At 76.5% G+C, this 20,180-nt stretch carries 10 protein-coding genes; 6 read left to right on the top strand and 4 right to left on the bottom strand.

Annotation, left to right across the window (positions count from 1 at the left end; translation table 11 throughout):
- The first annotated feature begins 46 nt into the window (after nucleotides 1-46).
- Entirely contained in the window at nucleotides 47-3,031 is a 2,985-nt protein-coding gene (locus QUY26_RS17170; protein ID WP_436840513.1) for an ATP-binding protein, read from the top strand.
- Nucleotides 3,028-3,441, top strand: a complete 414-nt coding sequence (locus QUY26_RS17165; protein ID WP_289947565.1) for a hypothetical protein — start codon at nucleotides 3,028-3,030, stop codon at nucleotides 3,439-3,441. Before QUY26_RS17170 ends, QUY26_RS17165 begins: the two co-directional genes overlap by 4 nt.
- Before the next feature lie 117 nt (nucleotides 3,442-3,558).
- On the opposite strand, the gene QUY26_RS17160 is transcribed toward QUY26_RS17165, so the two are convergent.
- Both QUY26_RS17160 and QUY26_RS17155 read right to left on the bottom strand, forming a co-directional pair.
- Entirely contained in the window at nucleotides 3,559-4,323 is a 765-nt protein-coding gene (locus tag QUY26_RS17160) for a DUF4232 domain-containing protein (RefSeq protein WP_289947563.1), read from the bottom strand.
- A gap of 159 nt (nucleotides 4,324-4,482) precedes the next feature.
- A complete protein-coding gene (locus tag QUY26_RS17155; RefSeq protein WP_289947561.1) occupies nucleotides 4,483-7,323 on the bottom strand; it encodes an AfsR/SARP family transcriptional regulator in 2,841 nt (946 codons plus the stop codon).
- Nucleotides 7,324-7,513: 190 nt separating this feature from the next.
- Here QUY26_RS17155 and QUY26_RS17150 point away from each other — a divergent pair, with 190 nt between their 5' ends.
- The 3 genes from QUY26_RS17150 (at nucleotide 7,514) to QUY26_RS17140 (ending at nucleotide 14,431) form a co-directional block, all read left to right on the top strand.
- Nucleotides 7,514-8,287, top strand: a complete 774-nt coding sequence (locus QUY26_RS17150; protein WP_289947558.1) for a response regulator transcription factor — start codon at nucleotides 7,514-7,516, stop codon at nucleotides 8,285-8,287.
- Complete coding sequence (locus QUY26_RS17145; RefSeq protein WP_289947557.1) at nucleotides 8,277-10,466, top strand: sensor histidine kinase; 2,190 nt, start codon at nucleotides 8,277-8,279, stop codon at nucleotides 10,464-10,466. Before QUY26_RS17150 ends, QUY26_RS17145 begins: the two co-directional genes overlap by 11 nt.
- 509 nt (nucleotides 10,467-10,975) lie before the next feature.
- A complete protein-coding gene (locus tag QUY26_RS17140; protein ID WP_289947556.1) occupies nucleotides 10,976-14,431 on the top strand; it encodes a BTAD domain-containing putative transcriptional regulator in 3,456 nt (1,151 codons plus the stop codon).
- Nucleotides 14,432-14,450: 19 nt separating this feature from the next.
- Here QUY26_RS17140 and QUY26_RS17135 read toward each other — a convergent pair whose 3' ends face one another.
- The gene (locus QUY26_RS17135) at nucleotides 14,451-16,154 is read right to left on the bottom strand and encodes a bifunctional 3'-5' exonuclease/DNA polymerase (RefSeq protein ID WP_289947555.1); all 1,704 of its coding nucleotides are present in this window, start codon (nucleotides 16,152-16,154) and stop codon (nucleotides 14,451-14,453) included.
- 645 nt (nucleotides 16,155-16,799) lie between these two features.
- Here QUY26_RS17135 and QUY26_RS17130 point away from each other — a divergent pair.
- Entirely contained in the window at nucleotides 16,800-17,639 is an 840-nt protein-coding gene (locus tag QUY26_RS17130) for a nitrilase-related carbon-nitrogen hydrolase (protein WP_289947554.1), read from the top strand.
- A 181-nt stretch (nucleotides 17,640-17,820) separates the two neighbouring features.
- Here QUY26_RS17130 and QUY26_RS17125 read toward each other — a convergent pair whose 3' ends face one another.
- Nucleotides 17,821-20,100, bottom strand: coding sequence for an FtsX-like permease family protein (locus QUY26_RS17125; protein WP_289947553.1), 2,280 nt, complete (start codon nucleotides 20,098-20,100; stop codon nucleotides 17,821-17,823).
- Nucleotides 20,101-20,180 lie beyond the last annotated feature (80 nt).

The following is a 20,180-nucleotide window of genomic DNA, read 5'->3' as shown; positions in this document are numbered from 1 at the left end:
GGCGGAAGCCGCCGCGAGGCCGTGCCCGCCCGAGCCGTCACCTGCTGTGGGCAACTGGTCCCCTGCCCGAGCGGAGCCGGGAGTCCGGGGGAGGGTGGGCACTGCCCCGTTCGCCGGAGCCCCGGAGGAGTTCGACGGAGCCCTTGGGGAGTTCGACGGAGCCCCGGGGGAGTTCGACGGAGCCCCTGGGGAGAGGGGGAGCGGGCTTGTCGGGCGGGAGTCGGAGTTGGCCGACCTGACGGCCGCGGCTCACGGTGTCGTGCGGGAGGGGCAGTTGGCCCTGGGCCTGATCTCCGGGGACGCCGGGGCGGGGAAGACCGCTCTGGTGCGGGAGCTGGCGGGACGGCTGAAGGGGGAGGGGTGGGCCACCGCTTGGGGGCGGGCCTCGGAGCAGGGCGGGGTTCCTGCCGGGTGGCCCTGGACCGAGGTGCTGGAGGAGCTGGGGGTTGCGGAGGGGGACGTCGCGGGCGGAGGCGGGGGCGGTGATCGCTTCTGGTGGTACCGGCGGGTGGGCGAGCTGATCTCGGGGGTCGCCGACCGGGGGCACCCCCTGCTGCTCGTGCTCGACGACCTGCACTGGGCCGACAGCGGCACGCTGGAACTGCTCGCCTCGCTGGTGGAGCGGCCGATGGCACGGGCCGTGCTGCTCGTGGGAACGTACCGGGACGGTGAAGTGTCCGACGACGTACGGGAGTTGCTGGGGCGAGTGGCCCGCGCCGAGCCCGTGCGGGTGCGGCTCGGCGCGCTGACCGAGACCGCCGTGGGCGCCCTCGCGCGGGCCGTCTCGCCCCGCCCCCTCGACCCCGCCGCCGTCCGTACCGTGCACCGCCGCAGCGGCGGCAACCCCTTCTTCGTACGGGAGATCGTCCGCCTGTACGCCACCGAAGGGGCCGCCGCGCTCTCCCAAGTCCCCGACGGCGTACGGGACATCGTGCGGCGCAGGCTCGGCACGCTGCCGACCGGGGCGCGCGCGGTGCTGCTGCGCGCCGCACTGGTCGGAGCGACCGTCGACCTGGAGGTGCTGAGCGCGCTCACCGGGGACGAGGACGCCGTTCTGGAGGGGGTCGAGGCCGGGCTGGCGGCGGGGTTCCTCGTCGCTGGAGGTCCGGGAGGGCTGGGAGGACCGGGAGGTCCGGGAGGGCTGGGAGGACCGGGAGGGCTGGGAGGGCTGGGAGGGCTGGGAGGGCTGGGAGGACCGGGAGGGCCGGGAGGGCAAAGGGCGGGGGAGCGGGTCGAGTTCGCGCACGCACTGGTGCGGGAGACCCTGTACGGGGACCTGTCCGCGCCCCGCCGCGCCCGGCTGCACACCGCCGTCGCGGAACTCCTCGAACGCCTGCGGCCCGACTCCGTCGAAGCCATCGCCCACCACTACCTGAGCGCGGGCACCGGCGCGGTCGCCGCCCGCGCAGCCGACTTCGCCGCCCGGGCGGCCCGGCGCGCCGAGGCCGCGTTCGCGCCGCACGAGGCGGTACGGCTGTGGGGGGCGGCGCTGGAGGCGTATGACCGGGGCGGGGGCAAGGAGTCCGCCGGGGGGCGGAGGGTGCCCGGAGGGCGGGAGCGCCTGGGGATCGTCATGGGGCTCGTGCGGAACCTCGCCGTCACCGGCGCCCTCGCCGAGGCCCGCCGCTACCGCTCCGACGCCCTCACCGCCGCCGAGGCGACCGGCGACCCCGAGCTGACCGCCCGCGTCATCGGCGCCTTCGACGTCCCGGGCATCTGGGCCCGCAACGACGACGAAGCCCTCTCCCGCCGCATCGTCACCGCCGCCCTGCGCGCCCTCGCCGCCCTGCCGGACGACGGCAGCCCGGGCCGCCGCGCCACCCGGAGCCGCCTGCTCAGCACCGTCGGCATGGAGACGCGGGGCGCCCGCACGGAACGCGGCGCGGAGGCGGCGCGGGAGGCGGAGAGGCTGGCGCGGGCGGTTGCGGATGCGGTTGCGGATGCGGAGGCGGAGGCTGGCGCGGGCGGGGAGGTCGGGGTGGTCCCGGGCGGCGGCCCCGCCGACTCCGCCGCACTCCTGGCCTTCGCCCTGAACGCCCGCTATCTCCACACCTTCCACCGCCCCGGACTCGCCCCCGAACGCGCCCGCATCGGCGAGGAGCTGACCGCACTCGCCGCCCACCACGGGCTCGTCGCCTTCGAAGTCCTCGGCCACCTCATGCTGCTCCAGGCCCACTCCGCGCTCGCCGACTTCGACCGCGCCGACGGCCACGCCGCCGCCGTCGACCGGCTCGCCGAACGGCACGGGCTGCCGCTGGCCGGGGTGTTCACCGGGTGGTACGCGGCGCTGCGGGCCGCCGTCGCCGGACGGGTGCGGGAGGCGGAGGCGGGGTGCAGGGCGGCTGCGGCGCGGATGCGGGGCGGGGGGATGGAGGGGATGGAGGGGCTGAGCGGGATGGAGAGGCTGGACGGGGTGGAAGGACTGGAAGAGCTGGAGGAGCTGGAGGAGCTGAGAAGGGCGGGCAGGGCAGAAGGGGAGGGAGGAACGGGCGGAGCCGGCACCGCGGGGCTGCTGGAGCTGGCGTTGCTGTGCCTGCGGGTGCAGAGCGGAGGCGCGAGCGCTGAGGCCGACGCGGACGCAGGGGCAGACGCAGGGGCAGACGCGGACGCAGGGGCCGACGCGGACGCGGGGGCGGACGCGGACGGAAGTGCCGACACCGCCTCCGCCCCCAACCACCCCGGCCCCGGCCCCGGCCCTGGTCCTGGCCCCAGCCCCCGCCCCCTCCCCCACGACCAACTCCTCGAAGCCCACCTCTGCCTCCGCGCCCGCGCCGCCCTCCGCTCCCCGACCGCCCCGCAGGATGTCCTCGACGGGCTGTACCGCGAACTGCTCCCCGCCTGCGACGAGTTGGCCGGAGCGGGGAGCGGCGTCCTGACCCTGGAGCCCGTCGCCCTGTACGTCGGTGACCTCGCCGCCGCCCTCGGCCGGCCGGGCGCCGCCGCCCGGCACCACCGGCAGGCGCGTGCCGTCGCCGAGCGCGCCGGGGCGCCGCACTGGGTGGCCGCCGCCGATGCGAGGATGCGCCGGTGACCGACGAGACGAGCACGGCCGCGACGGCCTCCCCAGAGACGGCGTACATACGCTTCGAGTCCCCGACCCCGCACGAACGCGGGGTCCACCCGGGCGTCTTCTTCCTGGTGAACACCCTCGCTCGGGAAGGGAAGCTCACTCCCGAGCAGCACGGCTTCTGGCGTGCCACCAACGACTGGTACGACGCCGCGTACACGACGCCGTCCGCCGCCTACGACCGCGAGGCGAACCCCGGCGCCGTCGCCTGGTTCAAGTCGACCGCCACCCACCTCATCGAGCGCGTACCCGGCTACCTGGACATCCTCGCCGCCCACGGCGTCCCGTGCCGCACGGTCCGCTCCGCCGACCCCGGCCGCATCGTGTACGAGGACGACGTGCAGGTCGTCGTCGTACCGTACGAGGACGCGTAGCCCCCGTCGCCCGCGCCGCCGGAGACCAGAGCGCCCCCCTCCGCGCACGCGCGCGCAGGGGGGCGCTCCTGCAACTGATCGCCTTCTGGGGGAGTCGGCAGATCAGAAGTACCGGGATCAGAAGTTGTAGGGCTTCGCCGGGTTCCAGTTCGTGACGTCGGCCGTGGACCACGTGAACTTCGACGGCACGCCCTTGGCGTCGAAGGCCTCCTGGCCGACGCCGGGGCCGGTGTCGCCGGTGTGGTCCTGCATGGCGATGCTGAGGCTGGTCGACGTGTGCGTCCGCGCGCCGTCGGTGAACAGGTTCACGGCCGCGTAGACCTTGCCGCCGGGCTTGACCGTGAGGGCCTTGCCGCCGCCGGGGGTGTCCTTGGCGGAGTGGCGCAGCACGTTCACCGCGTCGCCGAGCATCACCGACGGGAACGACGTGACGTAGCACGGCTTGGAGTCCGCGTTCGTGGCGGTGATCAGCAGGTGCTCGCCGCGCTGTCCGGCGAAGCGGTGCGTCACGGAGTACGACATCTCCTGGCCGTCGCACGCCCGCATCCCGGCGGAGGCCTTCGCCCCGGAGCCCTTGCTCGCGTTGACCGTCGCGCCCGAGGCCGACCCGGCGCCCGGACCCTTGGCCGCGTCGACGGTCGCGCCCCCGGCCGCGCCGGACGCCCCGCCGCTCGCCTTCTCCGCCTGCCCGGCCCTCTCCGTCTTGTCCGTCTCCTCCGTCTTCCCCGGAGTCTCCGTCGTCTCCGAAACGATGGCGCCCCCGCTCTTGCCGGTGCCCTTCGTGTCGCCGCCGTCCGAGCTGCCGCAGGCGGTCAGCGTGGCCAGGGCCAGTGCGGCGGTGGTGGCGGCGAGTGCGGCGGCGCGGATCCGAGACGTACGCATGATGGTGCTCCCCCTGGGGTGGTGCGGTCCTGGCGGTCGTTCCCGCCGTTGACACCAGACTGGGCCCACCCGCTGTCGTTCCGCTCACGCGCCGCTGCCGTCCCGCTCACGTCGGGGAGCGAGGACGGAGAACCGGCGGGCGGGGGGAGACCCGGCAGGTCAGCCTGTTTCCGCGCCCGCCGCGAGCCGCCGCGCCGCCGCCGCGTGCCGCTCCCGGAAGCCGTCCTGCGCCGACACCCGCAGCAGCGCCTCCAGGGCCCGCACCGCGCCCTCGTCGAAGCCGCTCGACTCCGCCTCGCGCGCCGCCGCGTCCAGGCGGCGGATGCCCTCCGCCTCGTCGCCGAGGCCGAGCAGCGCCTCGCCGACGGTCGTGACGAGGAGCACCCGGCCCGCGCTCGCGGCTTCTTCCTGGGGTGTGAGGGCCAGCGCGGCGTGCGCCGTGTCCAGGGCCGACTGCCAGTCGCGCGCGGCCAGTCGGTGGCGGGCCAGGTGGTGCAGGGCGAGGCGTTCGGTGTTGCCGTCACCGGCCGAGCGGGCCAGTTCCGCGGCCCGCACGCAGCCGTGCGCGGCCTCGTCCGTGCCGCCGAGCTCCGCCTGCGCGAGGGACAGGTTGATCAGCGCGGTCGCCTCTCCCCCCGGGTCGCCCGCCCGCGCCGCGAGCCGCGGTGCCGCCTCCAGGAAGGGCAGCGCCTCGGCCGTGCGGCCCTCCTCCGTCATGACCCAGCCGAGCAGCGCGAGGACCCGCGCCTGCGCGTACGGGTCGTCGGCGGCGCGGGCCGCCCGCAGCGCCGTCTCCAGGAGCGGCGTCCAGCCGTCCCGCACCCGCCACACCACGAGCGGCCACAGCGCGAGCACGATCCGCCAGGTCCGGTCGTGCAGTCCGGCCGCGTCCGCCGCGCCCGCCGCGAGGGCCAGGTCCTCGCGTTCGGCGGCGTACCAGTCCATGGCGGCGGCCCGGTCCGCGAACTCCCGTACCGCGCGCGGCTCCCGGAAGCCGTCCGGCAGCGTGAAGCACGGCTCGTCGCCGGGCTCGGCCGCCCGGGCCGCCGCGAGCGCCGTGGCGACACAGTGGTCCAGGGCGCGCGGCAGCGCCTCGGGGTCCCCGGGGAGGCCACGGGCGTACAGCCGCACCAGGTCGTGCGGGGCCCAGCGGTCCGGCGCCACCGGGGTCAGGAGGTGCGCGGCCGCCATCCGCTCCAGGGCGGCCTCGGCGGTGTCCGGGTCGGTGCCCGCGAGGGCCGCCGCCGTGTACCGGTCGACGTGCGTGCCCGGATGGCGGCCCAGCTGCGCGAAGTGGTGCCCGACGGACTCCGGGAGCTGCCGCAGCGTCAGCCGCAGCGCCGCCCGCACACCGGTGTCCTCCACGTCGAGGAGCACCGAGCGCCGCGACTCGTCGGACAGTTCGGCGGCCATCGCGGCCAGCGTCCCCTGCGGGCGGTCGGCGAGCCGCGCGGCCACCACCCGCAGCGCCAGCGGCAGCCCGCCGCACAGCTCCGCGAGCCGGCGTGCGGCCACCGGCTCCGCGAGCACCCGCTCAGGACCGAGCACCCCGGCGAGCAGCGCCGTGCCGTCCTCCGGTCCGAGGACGTCCACGGGCAGCGGCCGGGCCGCGTCACTGGCGATCAGGCCGCGCAGCCGGTTCCGGCTCGTGACGACGGTGACGCACCGGGCGCCACCCGGCAGCAGCGGTCTGACCTGCTCGGAATCCCGTACGTTGTCGAGTACGACGAGGAGTTGACGCTCGGCGGCGAGGGCGCGGAACAGCGCGGCCGCGCCGTTCGCCGACTCCGGTATCCGGCGCGGCGGCACGCCGAGGGCCGGCAGGAACTCCCGCAGCACGTCGAGGACGGACGGTTCACCGGTGTCGGCGAAGCCGCGCAGGTCGGCGTAGAGGCGGCCGTCGGGGAAGGCCGTGCGGTTGCGGTGCGCCCACTGCACCGCGATCGCGGTCTTGCCGACGCCCGCGGGGCCCGTGACCAGGCACACCGGGGCCTCGCCCGCGGCCGCGCGGGACAGCGCCGTGAACTCGGCGGCGCGCCCGTGGAAGCCGCGGGGGGCGCGGGGGAGGAGGTCCGCGGGGGCGGGGGTGGGGGTGGGGGTGGGCGCGTTAGTGGGGGTGAGCGCGGGCGCGGGCGTGGAGGGGGGAGCGGGAGCCGGGGTGGGTGCGGCGGAGGCCGGGGCCGGGTGTGGCACTGGGTGCGGGTGCGGGTGCGGGTGCGGGTGCGGGTGTGGCTGCGGTCGCGGGGGTGTCGGCTCCTCGCTCTCGCCCCGCAGCGCGAGCGCGTACGCGTCCGCCAGCTCCGGGCCCGGGTCGAGGCCGAGCTCGTCCGCGAGCAGCCGTCGCGCGCGGTGGAACCAGTCCAGGGCCTCCGAGCGGCGGCCCGCCCGCCGCAGCGCGGTGACCAGCGCCGCCGACAGGGACTCCCGCAGCGGGTGGGCGGTCGCCTCGGCGCGCAGCAGGGCGGCGGCGCGCGCGTGCTCGCCCACCTGCCCGTACCCGGCGGCGAGCTGTTCCACCGACGCGAGCCGGGTCTCCTCCAGGGCCTGCGCCGCCGCCTGCAGGGACGGGCTCGGATGCACCCCGGTCAGCGCCGGGCCCTGCCACAGCGCGAGCGCCTCCTCGTACATCGTCACCGCGTCGGCCACCGCGCGCTGGCCGCGGGCCAGCGTCACCAGTTCCTCGAAGCGGTGCGAGTCGATCAGGGTCTCCGGCATCCGCAGCAGGTACGCCGTGCCCTGGGTGACCAGCTCCACGCCGTACATCTGCGCGTCGGCGGCGACCAGCAGGGTGCGCAGCCGCGACACATGGCCCTGGATGACACCGCGGGCGCGGGCCGGTGGCTCGTCGTCCCACAGGGCCTCGGTCAGACGCTGCACGGACACGGGGTAGTTGGGGCGCAGGAGCAGGGTCGCGAGCAGACTGCGGCGCTTCGCGGGACCCAGCGGCACCTCACCGGCCTCGGTGGCGACGGACACCGCTCCGAGCAGCCGGAACTCCACGGGTACGACCTCTTCTGACGGAAAGATCCCAGGATAACCGGGGGGCGGGGAGCGGGCGGAGGGCCCTTTCGCCGACGGATCGGCGGGCCGGGAGCCCTCGGCCCGCGGCCGGTGCGGGGAGTTGTTTGATTCCTGTCAGGGCGTTCCCGGGACGGTCGTGGACCGCGGAGGTCCACTTATGCTCGGGCGCATGTGCGCTTTTGTCCTGGTCGCGGAGGACGACGAGAAACAGGCCGACCTCATCCGCCGCTATCTGGAGCGCGAGGGTCACACGGTCGGCGTCGTCCACGACGGCCGGGCCGCGCTCGAACAGGTCCGGCGGCACGCGCCCGACCTGCTCATCCTCGACGTGATGATGCCGGAGGTCGACGGCCTCGGCGTGACCCGCGTGCTGCGCGCGGGGCCCCGGCCCGGGGAGCACCCGGGGCCCGGCGCGGCCCCCGGCGCCAGCACGCTGCCGATCCTCATGCTGACCGCCCGCTCCACCGAGGACGACCTGCTCCTCGGCCTCGACCTGGGCGCCGACGACTACCTCACCAAGCCCTACAGCCCCCGCGAGCTGATGGCCCGCGTCCGCACCCTGCTGCGGCGCGCCGGAGGCACCGCGCATCTGCCGCCGCCCGACCCGGACGCCCGGGTGCTGCGGGCCGGGGGCCTCGTCGTGGACGAGCGGCGGCACGAGGTGACCGTGGACGAACGCCGGGTCGAGTGCACGCCCGGCGAGTTCGAGCTGCTCGCCGCGCTCGCCGCCGAACCGGAGCGGGTGTTCACGCGGCCGCAGCTCCTGGATCGGATCCACGGCTCGTCGGGGTACATATCCGCGCGGACCGTCGACGTCCACGTACTGAATCTGCGCAAGAAGATCGAGGCGAACCCGCGGTCGCCGCAGCGGCTCGTGACGGTGTTCGGCGTCGGGTACAAACTCGTCGCGCACTACGGGGCGGCGGCTTCCCATGAGGCGTAGGCGGGAGGCCGACGGCGCCGCCCGCACCCGCGTCCCCGTACGCAAGAGCCTGCTGACCCGGCTGCTCGCCGTCTCCGTGCTCGTCTCCGTCATGTCGATCGCCGCCACCGCCTGGCTCGCCGCGCAGACCACGTCCGGCGCGATCCGGCAGGAGCAGGGGCAGGTGCTCGCCGACGACGCCCGGATCTACGACAAGCTCCTCGGCCTCGCGGCCACCCGCCCCAACTGGCGCGAAGCCGACCGCACGGTCCGCAGGCTCGCCGCCGACACCGGCCGCCGCATCGCGCTCACCACCGAGAACCGCAAGGTCATCGCCGACTCCGCCGGGCCGGGTGGGGAGCGCGGGGCGCGGCTGCCCGCGCGCGCGTCCGCCGTCGTGGACCCGCTCGCCGTCGACTCGACGCTGGCGGCGGGCCGGAAGGACGGGCTGTCGGACACGGGGGCCGGCGCCACCGTCGGACCCGACCCCGCGCCCGTCCCGGGCGAGGCGCCGACGAAGGAGTCGCGGGCGCCCGAAGCCGACGGCGGCTTCGGCGGCGTCGGCGGTGATCCCGGCGGCAGCGGCGGCGACCCCGGCGGCACCGGCCTCGGCACCGGCGCGGGCCTCGGCACCGGGACCGGCGCCGTCGACCGCATCGACCCGCGGGCCGTCGGCCCCTTCCGGCTGCCCGAGAGCGAGCGCCGCACGCTGCGGGCGATCGCCGAGAGGAACGTGGCCTGCCTGCGGGACCGGGGCGTCGACGCCAAGCTCGTCGTCGGCCCGAGCGGGCGCCCGCACGTCCAGGTGCCCGAGGACGCCGACAGCCGCGTGACGGACTACAGCTGCGGCTCCGGCGACCTGATCAACATCACCGCGACCGAGCGCAAGGCCCTCGACAAGGTCAACAAGCTGGCCTGGGCCTGCATGCGCCGCAAGGGCTCCGAGCCCGTGAAGTTCGGCCTCACCATCGGCCGCGGCGGCACCCCGCGCCTCTACCTGGCGAGCATCCCGCAGGTCGCCCCGGAGCCGACGCCGTCCACCCCCGGCGGCACACCGCCCCCGTCCAGGGACGCGCCCGCTCAGACCCCGCGCCAGGAGGCGGACGCGGCGCGCAAGGCCAAGGCCGCCCGCAGCGAGGCCGAGCAGGCCGAGGAGGCGCTCGCCGCGAGCTGCATCGACAGCGCCCGCCGCGAACAGCTCGGCCCGTACGTGTCGTCGCCCGCGCTCCTGTTCATCACCAGCCCGGACGGCTCCCGCCCCTCCGACAGCGGCTTCCAGCTGTCCGGCGCCAACACCACCCGCCTGGTCGGGCTCGCCGCCGCGATCCTCGCCGTGACCGTGGCCGCCACCGCGTTCGCCGCGACCCGTCTCACCCGGCCGCTGCGCGCCCTCACCACGGCGACGCAGCGCATGAAGACCGGCGAGGCCACCGAGCCCGTGCCCGCCCGCTCGGCCGGGGAGATCAGCCAGCTCGCCGCCGCGTTCAACGACATGGCCGCGCACCGCAAGGCCCTGGAGGAGCAGCGCAAGGCGATGGTCAGCGACGTCGCGCACGAGCTGCGGACACCGCTGTCCAACATCCGCGGCTGGCTGGAGGCCGCGGAGGACGGCGTCGTCGCGACCGACCCGGAACTCGTCACCTCGCTCCTTGAGGAGGCCCTGCTCCTCCAGCACATCGTCAACGACCTCCAGGACCTCGCCGCCGCCGACGCGGGCACCCTGCGTCTGCACCGCGAGCCCGTCCGGGCCGTGGAACTCGCCGACCAGGTCGTGGCCGCCCACCAGGCCCGCGCGGACGCGGCCGGCGTCCGCCTCACCGCCCGCGCCACCGGTGACCCCTGGCTCACCGCCGACCCCCTGCGCCTGCGCCAGGCCATCGGCAACCTCGTCTCCAACGCGATCCGCCACACCCCGGCGGGCGGAGAGGTGACGGTGAGCTGCCGGAACGCGGGCGTCGGCGCGGACGCGGGCGTGCTGATCGAGGTCTCCGACACCGGCACCGGCATCGCCCCCGGCGACCTCCCCCACGTCTTCGACCGCTTCTGGCGAGCCGACAAGTCCCGCACCCGGGCAACCGGCGGCAGCGGCCTGGGTCTGGCCATCGTCCGCAACCTCGTGCAGGCGCACGGGGGGACGGTGGGGGTGGAGAGCGAGCGGGGCAAGGGCTCCGTGTTCACGGTGCGACTGCCGGTGACGTGAGCGTGCTTCCGCCTCGCTCGGGCGGCGGCATCCCGGCCGCCCGGGAGACATTCAGCCTGTCCGGCGTTTGAGGACGGGCGCGGAGCGCGATTGGGTGGAGGCTGTGCCACCCGAGGGCGACGACCAGCCGGTCCCAGCCTGTCCGGCGTTTGAGGACGGGCGCGGAGCGCGATTGGGTGGAGGCTGTGCCACCCGAGGGCGACGACCAGCCGGTCCCAGCCCGTCCGGCGTTTGAGGACGAGGCCGCAGGCCGATCGACGGCGCCCCCGTCCCACCGCAACGGGGCACCTGCTCAGGGCCAGAGGCCAGCTTGGGCGGACCCGGCCGCGGCGGCGACACTCCCCCGAGCCACGCGCTTAGCGCACGCACCGGCGGGGCCAGGTCCGATGTAGTGATCCCATCAGGCCCCGCCAACAGATCGCTAACATGTGCCCAACGGCCGTTCGGAAGGAGCGCCGGCCGAACCCGGCCGGACGTCCGGACCGGCGGTGACGGGGAGTTGGGCGAGCATGGCGGACGAGCTGCGGTTCGGGCTCCTCGGCGTGCCCGCCGTGTACGACGCCGCAGGCGAACCGCATCCCGTACGCAGCCCCAAGGCCCGCGCCCTGCTCGCCGCGCTGCTCCTGGAACCCGACCGCGTGGTCTCCGCCGACGCGCTGAAGGAGGCGCTGTGGGCCGAGGGCCCGCCCGCGTCCGCGCGCGCCTCCCTGCAGAACCACGTGACCCGGCTGCGCCGCCTCCTGGACGACCCCGACCGGCTGCGGGCCGTACCGCCCGGCTACCGCCTCCGCGTCGACGACGGCGAACTCGACGTACGCCTCTTCGAACGCCGCTTCGCGCAGGCCCGCGCCGCGCACGCCGACCGCGACTGGGCCGCCGTCGAGGAGTCCGCCCGCGCGGCCCTCGCCCTCTGGCGCGGCACGCCGCTGTCCGGCCTGCCGACGGCCACCGCGGGCCACGCCCTCGTCCAACGCCTCGAAGAGTCCCGGCTCCTGCTCCTGGAGTGCCGTTACGACGCGCTCCTCGAAGCCGCCGCCATCGCGCCCGGCCGCCGTCTCGCCGAACTCGCCTTCCGCACCCCGGAGCTGTCCTCGCTCGTCGCCGAGCACCCGCTCCGCGAGACCTTCCACCGCCAGCTGATGCTCCTGCTGCACCGCACCGGGCGCCAGGCGGAGGCCCTCGCCGTCCACCGCGCGCTCCGCCGCCGCCTCGTCGACGAGCTGGGCGTGGAGCCCGGGGAGGCGGTGCGGGAGGCGCACGGCGAGATTCTGCGCGGGGGCGCGGGTGGGGGCCGGGGCGCTCCGGCGGCCGACGCGGACCCGCCGCGTACCGGCACCGCTCCGCCTCCCGTCCGACCGCACCCGCACCCGCACCCCGAGCCCCCGAAGCGGAACGCCCCCGAGCGACGGCCGCCGTCCCGACCGGGGACGCCGCCCCAGGAGCCTTCGCCGTCCCGGACATCGAAACAGCCCTCGTCGGCGGAACCGTCCCCGGCTGTGGAACAGCTTTCCTCGGCGGACCAGCCCTCGGTGGCGGACCAGCCCTCGCTGGCTCGTCAGTCCTCGGTGGCGGACCAGCCCTCGGTAGCTCGTCAGCCCTCGGTGGCGGATCAGTCCTCGGTGGCGGACCAGCCCTCGGTGGCGCATCAGCTCTCGGCGGCGGATCAGTCCTCGGTGGCTCATCAGCCCCCGCCAGCGCCTCAGCCCCCAGGGGCAGAACAGCTTCCCGGTCCGCCCCGGGCCCTCCTGGCCGGTGGCCGGCAGACCGCCTCCGCGCCCACCCGACTGCCCCGCCCCGCCCAACTCCCTCCCAAGCCACCCCACTTCACCGGGCGCGCGGCCCAGTCCCGACGGCTTCGGGAGCTGCTCACCGGAGGAGGGGGCGCACCCGAGGCGCCCTCGCGGCCCGAGGTGCGCGAAGGCCGCCCCCGGGTGGCGGTACTCGCCGGGATGGCCGGCGTGGGCAAGAGCGCGCTCGCCGTCCACACCGCGCACGAACTGCGCGCCGCCTTCCCCGACGGCCAGCTCTACCTGAACCTGCACGGCGCCACCCCCGGCATGACCCCGCTCACCCCCGGCCAGGCCCTCGCCGCGCTCCTGCGGGACCTCGGGACCGAGGCGCGGCACGCGCCCGAAGACCCCGACGCGGCCGCCGCGTTGCTGCGGTCCCTGCTCGCGCCGACCCGGACACTCCTTGTCCTGGACGACGCCGCGAGCGCCGCGCAGGTGCGGCCGCTGCTGCCCGGCGGGCCCGGCTGCGCCGTCATCGTGACGAGCCGTTCGCAGCTCACCGCGCTCGACGGCGCGGCCCGCTTCCCGCTGCGGCCGCTGTCCGACGCGGACAGCGCCGCGCTGCTCCGGGCGGCATCCGGCAGGGACGGGCTCGACGCCGCCCATCCGCTGGTGGCGCTCGCGGGCCGCCTGCCGCTGGCCCTGCGTGTCGTCGCGGCCCGCCTCGCCGCCCGCAGCGCGCTCACGCCGGACGCGCTCGCCGGCCTCCTCGCCGACTGCGGGGAGCGGCTGCACCACCTGGAACACGACGACTTGAGCGTACGCCGCTCCTTGGACGTCGCCCTCGACTCACTGCGCACGTCCGACCGCGAGAGCGACCGGGACGCCGCCCGCGCCCTGTGCGCCGTCGGCGCCCTCGACCTGCCGGAGTACGGCGCCCCGCTGCTCGCCCGGCTCCTCGGCCTGCCCCGCCGCCGCGCCCAGTCCGCCCTCGACCGCCTCGTCGACGTCGCCCTGCTCGACGAGATCGCGTACGGCCGCTACGCACCCCACGACCTGGTCCGCGACTTCGCCCGCGAACACGCCGCCCCCGCCCCGGAGTCGGCCGACCGCGCGGCCCTCGACTGGTACGCGACCACCGCCAGGAACGCCCTCCTCGTGATCATGCCGGACAGTCAGGACAAGAGGGACCGCCTAGGAGAGCCCGGCGGCGGGGGTGAGGGCGGGGGCGGGGGTGAGGGCGGGGGCGACCCCGGCACCCTCACCTTCCCCACCCCCGACCGGGCCTTCGCCTGGGCCGACCAGGAGCTGGGGAACGTCGTCACGCTCACCGAGCGCCACACCCACGACGCCGGCGGGCTCGTGCCCCGGCTCGTCCGGCACCTCTTCCCGTATCTGCAACGCCGGGGCAGGCTCACCGAGTTGGGCCGGCTCTGCGCCCTCGCCGTGGCCGCCGCGCGGCGGCACGGTGAGCCGGGGGCGAGCGCGCAGGCGCTGTCCGACCTCGCGGGGCACCGGTTCATGGCGGGCCGCGCGGGTGAGGCGCTGGCGCTCAACGACGAGGCACTCGAACTGTGGCGGGACCTCGGTGACACCTCCGCCGTGCGGCGGGCCCTGAACCACCGGGGCCTCCTCCTCGAAGGCCTCGGCCGGCACGACGAGTCCGCCGCCGCCCTGCGTCAGGCCCTCGACCTGGCCCGGGGGCTCGACGACCCGCTGAGCGAGGCCATCACGTACAGCCATCTCGGCAACCTCTACGAGCACACCGACGCCCGCGCCGCCATCACCCACCACGAGCGCAGCCTCGCCATCGGCGAACGCATCGGCCACCTCGTCGTGCGCCAGTCCGCCCACTGCAACATCGGCTACGCCCGCCTCACCCTCGGCGAACCCGCCGCCGCCCGCGACCACTTCGAGGAGTCGCTGCGGCTCCACGGCGAGTACCAGGACTGGCACGGGGAGTCCCAGTCCCGCCTCGGCCTGGTCCGCGCCCTGCGCGCACTCGCCCGCGCGCAGGACGCGGCGCGCGAGTGCGCGCTGCTCCTGGACCGCGCCGAGCACCGCGGCGACACGCACATGGCGGGGCTCGCCCGCCACCAGTACGGGCTGCTGCTGAGTGCCGAGGGCCGCACGCGGGAGGCGCACGCGCAGTGGGAGGCGGCCCTCGCGGCCCTCGAATCCCTGGACGGCGTCAACGCCAGGGTGGTCGCGGAGCTCAAGGAACGGCTGGCGTGAACTGCCCCGGACCGGGGCGTCACTTGGCGTCGGCGTAGCACTCCACCACGGCCACCGTGAACGGGAACCGCACCGGCGTCTCGCCGAACGCGATCCTGCCCGCGAGGTCCCCCGCCTCGCGCACCGCCGCGGCGACGGCCTCGGCCTCCTCCTCGGGGCAGTGCACGATCACCTCGTCGTGCTGGAAGAAGACCAGCTCGGCACGCATCCCCGCGGTGGCTCTGCGCAAGGCGGCGAGCATGAGGAGGGCCCAGTCGGCGGCGCTGCCCTGGACGACGAAGTTACGGGTGAAGCGGCCGCGGGCGCGGGCGTCGGTGGAGGCGTACCCGGGGGTGAACTCGCTGCCCGGGGAGGTCTGCTGGGGGGCGTCCGGCTCCTGGGGGATGCCCGCCTCGCCGCCGTCGTCGTCCGCCGCCCCGGCGGCCGGGGGGCTGGTGCGGCCGAGCCAGGTCCGTACGAGGCGGCCCTCCTCGCCCGCCTTCGCGGCGTCGTCGACGTACGCGACGGCCAGCGGGAAGCGGCGGCGCAGGGCGGCGAGGTTCTTCAGGCCGTCGCCGGACGTCTGGCCGTACACCGCGCCGAGCAGCGCCAGCTTGGCGTGCTCGCGGTCGCCGGAGAACGCGCGGTCGGAGAGGCGGGTGTAGAGGTCCTCCTCGCTGCCCGCCACGTCCATCAGGCCCCGGTCGCGGGAGATCGCGGCGAGGACGCGCGGCTCCATCTGGTCGGCGTCGGCGACGACCAGGCGCCAGCCGGGGTCGGCGACCACGGCACGGCGGATGACCTTCGGGATCTGCAGGGCGCCGCCGCCGTTCGTGGTCCAGCGTCCGGAGACGGTGCCGCCCGGGGTGTACTCGGGGCGGAAGCGGCCGTCGTGGACCCAGTCCTGGAGCCAGGACCAGCCGTGGGCCGTCCAGATCCGGTACAGCGTCTTGTACTCCAGGAGGGGCTTGACCGCGGGGTGGTCGATCTCCTCCAGCTCCCACTTGCGCGTCGACTTGATCCGGATCCCGGCGCGGGCGAACGCCTTCACGACCTCGGCGGGCAGGTCGGGGCGCACGCGGTGGCCGAACGCGGCGGACACCTCGTCCGCGAGCTCGGCGAGCCTGCGGGGCTCGCCGCTGCCGCCGTAGCGCTCGCCGAGGAGTTCGCGCAGGAGGTCCTTGTGCACGTCGGCGCGCCAGGGCAGGCCTGCGGCGTTCATCTCGGCGGCGACGAGCATGCCCGCGGACTCGGCGGCGGTCAGCAGGCGCATGCGGCCGGGGTGGGCGGTGGCGTCGTGCCGCCGGAGCTGGTCGGCGTACACCTCCAGGAGGGCTTCCAGGGGGAGGGGAGGCGCCGGGGTCGGCTCGAAGAGGGAGTCCTGGGAGCCCGGTTCGGCCGCGCGGGGCGGGGGATCGGGCGGTACGGGTCTTCGGTGCAGGCGGGCCCAGGCGGCGGCGGCCGAGCGGGGTTCGCCGAGGCGGCCCTCGTGGCCGAGGAGCAGCAGCTCGGCGGCCTCCACGTCGTAGCAGCGCTCCACGCGGCCGCCCGCCGCGAGGACCCGCGGATAGCCGGCCGCCGTGGACTGCCACACCCACCGCTCCGCCTCGGGGTGGGCGCGCACGGCTTCGGCGAGGCCGCCGTGCCGCTCGAGGCCGCCGACGGGCTGCCCGTCCTCACCCACGGCCACGGCGAGGCAGACGCCCCCGTCCGCCTCAGCGACCACCCACCGACCCCTGCTCATACCCCCGACGATGCCACCCACCACTGACAACGCCCCCCCCACGCGCCGCCACGCGCCGCCACGCGCCGCCCCGCCGGGCCCCGCCCCGCCGGGCCTCGCCCTGCCGGGCCTCGCCCTGCCGGGCCCCGTGCCGCCCCATGCCCCGTGCCGCCTCGCCCCGCGCCGGGAGGGCCGCCGCCCGGGGGCCCCACGCCTTGCGCAGGCCTGGTGCCCCTGCCGTCCGCGGCTTGCCCCCGGCGCCTTCCCCAGGCCCGCCGCTGCGCGGCGGCCCTCTCCCACCCGCCCACCCGTTTCTGTCGGACGCGGCGCACTGCCGACAGCGGCTCCATCGCGCGGAGGCGGGTCCGTGCAGGGTGCGGCGGGGCAGCGCGGTCACCTCGCGTCGCCGGGGTTCGGGTAGGTGCCGTGCGGGCTTCCGCAGGGTGCGGCGGCGCCGTGCCGTCATCCCGCGTCGTCCCGGGACCCCGGCGGACCCTGCACGGGCTTCCGCAGGGTGCGGCGGCGCCGTGCCGTCATCCTGCGTCGTCCCGGGACCCCGGGCGGACGCCGTGCGGGCCTCCGCAGGGCGCGGCGACCCCGCGTCGTCAGAACCCGGCTGGCCCCCGCCCGCATGCCGTCGCGCGAGGCTGCTGCGAGGCTCGGGGCATGCGAGTGGCGTTGGCGCAGACGGACTGCGTGCTGGGCGAGGTGGACGAGAACCTGGACGTCGCCCGGGAGCAGGTGGCGCAGGCCGGGGCCCAGGGCGCCGACCTCGTCGTGTTCCCGGAGCTGAGCCTGCACGGCTACCACCTGGGCGCCCTGCGCCGTGACACCTCCCTCGCGGCCGACGACCCCCGCCTCCTCGGCCTGTCCCTGCACGGCCCCGACGTCCTGGTCGGCCTGCACGAGCACACCAGCCTGCGGGCGTACAACACCTCCGCCTACTACGCGGGCGGCGCCCTCCTGCACGCCCACCGCAAGCTGTACCTGCCCAACTACCTCGCCTGGGAGGAGCGCAAGCACGTCAGCCCCGGCCAGCACCTGCGCGCGTACGACCTGCCCGGCAACCACGGCCGCGCCGCTACCCTCGTCTGCAACGACGCCTGGCAGCCCGTCCTGCCCTGGCTCGCCGTGCAGGACGGCGCCGAGGTCATCGTCGTACCGACGAACAGCGCCGCGAGCCTCGACCCGGAGGCCATGGACACCGGCCTGTACTGGGACACCCTGCTGTCGTACACCGCCCGCATGCTCCAGTGCTGGGTCGTCTTCGTGAACCGCGTGGGCAACGAGAACGGCGCCACGTTCTGGGGCGGCTCCCGGGTCGTGGATCCGCGCGGCACCGTCGTCGCCCAGGCACCGAAGTGGGAACCGGCCCTGGTCACCGTCGACATCGACGTCCGTGAGGCCCGCCGCCAGCGCCGCATGGTGCCGCTCGTCGCCGAGGCCCGCCTGGGCCTGGTCGAGCGGGAGGTGCGGCGGCTGATCGACGAGGGCGGAGACTCGTAGGACGACCAGGGGGAGACCCTCGGGCCGTCTGTCCGTCGGGCCATCTGGCCGTCTGTCCGCCTATCCGTCGGGCCGCCTGGCCGCCTGGCCGCCTGGCCGTCTGGCCGTCTGCCCGTCGGGCCGCCTGCCCCTCAGGCCGCTTGCCCCCCTCAGGCCGCCTGCCCCCCAAGGCGCCCGGCCCTCACGCCGCCTGCCTCCTGCACCCCACCACCCCCGCCCCCACTGCCACCACCGCGAGCACCCCCACGCACGCCCCCATCACGTCCCACGGCACCACCACGCCCGCCGGTGCCGACAGCCGCGCGAGGCCCGCGCTGAGGCCGCCGAGGCCGACGAGGGTCACCGCGAGGCCGAGCACCGCGCCCACCGCCACCGCGAGGACCGCCTCGGCGGCCACCACGAGCCGTATCTGGCCGGGCGCGGCGCCGAGGAGGCGCAGCGAGCGCAGCTCGGGGGCGCGTACGGGGGCCGTCATCAGCTGCGTGCTCGCCAGCGAGATCGCCGTGTACGCGAGGCAGAGCGCGAGCAGCATCTGCAGGCCGAGGCGCGTCTGGTGCTTCATGCCGGGGTACTCGGCGGCCAGCCACTCCCCGGCCGTGCGCACCTGCCCGCCGGTCGTCCGCAGCGCCGCCGCGACGGCCGTGGCGTCGGCGCCGTCCCGCAGGCGGACGTCGACGCGGTCGAGCGGGGCGGCGGGGGCGTTGCGGGCCGTCACATAGGCGCCGTTGTCGCCGGTGCCGCGCGCGAGGACCGCCGCGATCCGCAGCCGCGTCCGGCGGCCGTCGCCGAGCCACACGTCGACGTGCTCGCCGACGCGGTGGCGCTCCCACTCCTCGTTGACGACGATCGAGCGGTCGTCGAGGCGGCGCAGGTCACCGGCGACCACGGGCAGCCGGTGCGTCGCCGCGAACGCCGCCGGGTCGGTCACGGCGCGCGCCTCGGCGCGGAGCAGCGCGGTGTCGCCGTCCTCGCGCACGAAGACGGCGGTGCTCGCCGACGCCGCGACCGTCGCCCCGGGGATCCGTCCCGGCTGCCTCAAGTCGTCGCCAGTGACGATCAGTTGGGCGGCGGTGCGGTCCCTCGCCTCGGTCGCCTTGGCCGCGCCGACCGTCGCGGCGGAGCCGAGCAGGCAGCCCGCGGTGGCGACGGTGACGAGGACGGGGGCGGCGACGGCGGCGGTGCGGCGCACGGAACCGGCGGCGTTGGCGCGGGCGATGCGGGCGACGGTCGCCCAGCTCCTGGGCCTGCTCGGCCCCGCGCCCCGGCTCCTGGGCCCGCGCGGCCCTTCCTTCCGGCCCCCGGCCGCGCCCGCGCTCCCCCCGAAGCGCAACCGTGGCCGACGGAACAGCGCCACGACGTACCGCACCAGCACTGGCGCGAGCGCCGCCACCCCCGTCGACAGGATCATCGGCTGTGTCGTGTACGTCTTGCGCTTGAGCAGGTCCGACGGCTCCGTCCACAGCGTCCACGCGAGCAGCCCCACCCCGCCCGCGAGCAGCACGGCACCCGCGACGCGGCGGCCGAGCGGCATCACGCCGGTGTCGAGCGACGCCTCGCGCAGCGCCTCCACGGGGCTCACCCGGCCCGCCCGGCGCGCCGCGCTCCACGATCCGGCGAGGGCCACGAGCAGGCCGGTCCAGAAGGCGAGTTGGTACGGCCACCAGGTCCAGGCGAATCCGGCGGGGCCGCCGTCGACCGTGAACCACGGCGGCGCCACCTCCGTGTCCACCAGCGCCCGCGCGAGCACCGGCGCCGCCCACGCCCCGCCCGCGCACCCGGCCGCCGACGCCACCGCGCCCACCGCGAGGGCCTCGGCGAGCAGCCACCGCCGCACCTGCCCCCGGCTCGCCCCGGCCGCCCGGAGCAGCCCGAACTCGCGCCGCCGCAGCGCGACCACGAACGCGAACGTCGACGCGGTCACGAACGCCGACACGAACGCGGCGACCCCGCCCGCCGTGCCGAGGAACGCGTTCACGGCGACCAGCGCCCGCGCGTCCCGTTCGGTGTCCGGGTCGACCCGGCGGCGGTCGGCGCCGGTCAGGACGCGGGCGCCGGTGCCGGACGCGGCGACGACGGCGCGCACCCGGGCGGCGGGCGCGTCGAGGCCGACGGCGTCCGGTGCCGTACGGTCTGTACGGGTCTGGGCGGGGTGGGGGCGACCGGGGCTGAGCGGGCCGAGGTGGCGCAGTTCGCGCAGGAGTTCGTTGTCCACAGGGTGTGGATGAACGAGCCGCTTCGTGACGTGGCGGACCTCGGGGCCGCGCCGCACCGGCACCGTCAGCGTGTCCCGGCCCGCCACCACCACTGGCGAATCGGCGAACCGCACCGGCTCGCGCTCCGGCGCGCGCACACTCGCCGCGAGTCCCACCCCCGTCGCGGCGATCAAGGCAACGCCGAGGGCGACGGCGACGAAGGCACCCAGGAATCCGGCCCACCGGGCCCGTAGCGACGCAAGAACCATGCCCCGAGCCAACCGCGCGGGAGCCTCGCGCTCACGACCACTGGCGGGCCGGTCGAAGGTAGGGCCAGGCCTACCCTTAG

The organism is Streptomyces flavofungini (genome assembly GCF_030388665.1).
In the GTDB taxonomy this organism is placed as follows: Bacteria; Actinomycetota; Actinomycetes; order Streptomycetales; family Streptomycetaceae; genus Streptomyces; species Streptomyces flavofungini_A.
Note: the sequence above shows the minus strand (reverse complement) of the source record. Positions and strands in the feature narration are given on the sequence as shown.

Coding starts and splice junctions, on each gene's coding strand:
- QUY26_RS17135 (WP_289947555.1), bottom strand. CDS start 16,154: ATGAGCAGGGGTCGGTGGGTGGTCGCTGAGGCGGACGGGGGCGTCTGC.
- QUY26_RS17140 (WP_289947556.1), top strand. CDS start 10,976: ATGGCGGACGAGCTGCGGTTCGGGCTCCTCGGCGTGCCCGCCGTGTAC.
- QUY26_RS17145 (WP_289947557.1), top strand. CDS start 8,277: ATGAGGCGTAGGCGGGAGGCCGACGGCGCCGCCCGCACCCGCGTCCCC.
- QUY26_RS17130 (WP_289947554.1), top strand. CDS start 16,800: ATGCGAGTGGCGTTGGCGCAGACGGACTGCGTGCTGGGCGAGGTGGAC.
- QUY26_RS17150 (WP_289947558.1), top strand. CDS start 7,514: ATGTGCGCTTTTGTCCTGGTCGCGGAGGACGACGAGAAACAGGCCGAC.
- QUY26_RS17160 (WP_289947563.1), bottom strand. CDS start 4,323: ATGCGTACGTCTCGGATCCGCGCCGCCGCACTCGCCGCCACCACCGCC.
- QUY26_RS17125 (WP_289947553.1), bottom strand. CDS start 20,100: ATGGTTCTTGCGTCGCTACGGGCCCGGTGGGCCGGATTCCTGGGTGCC.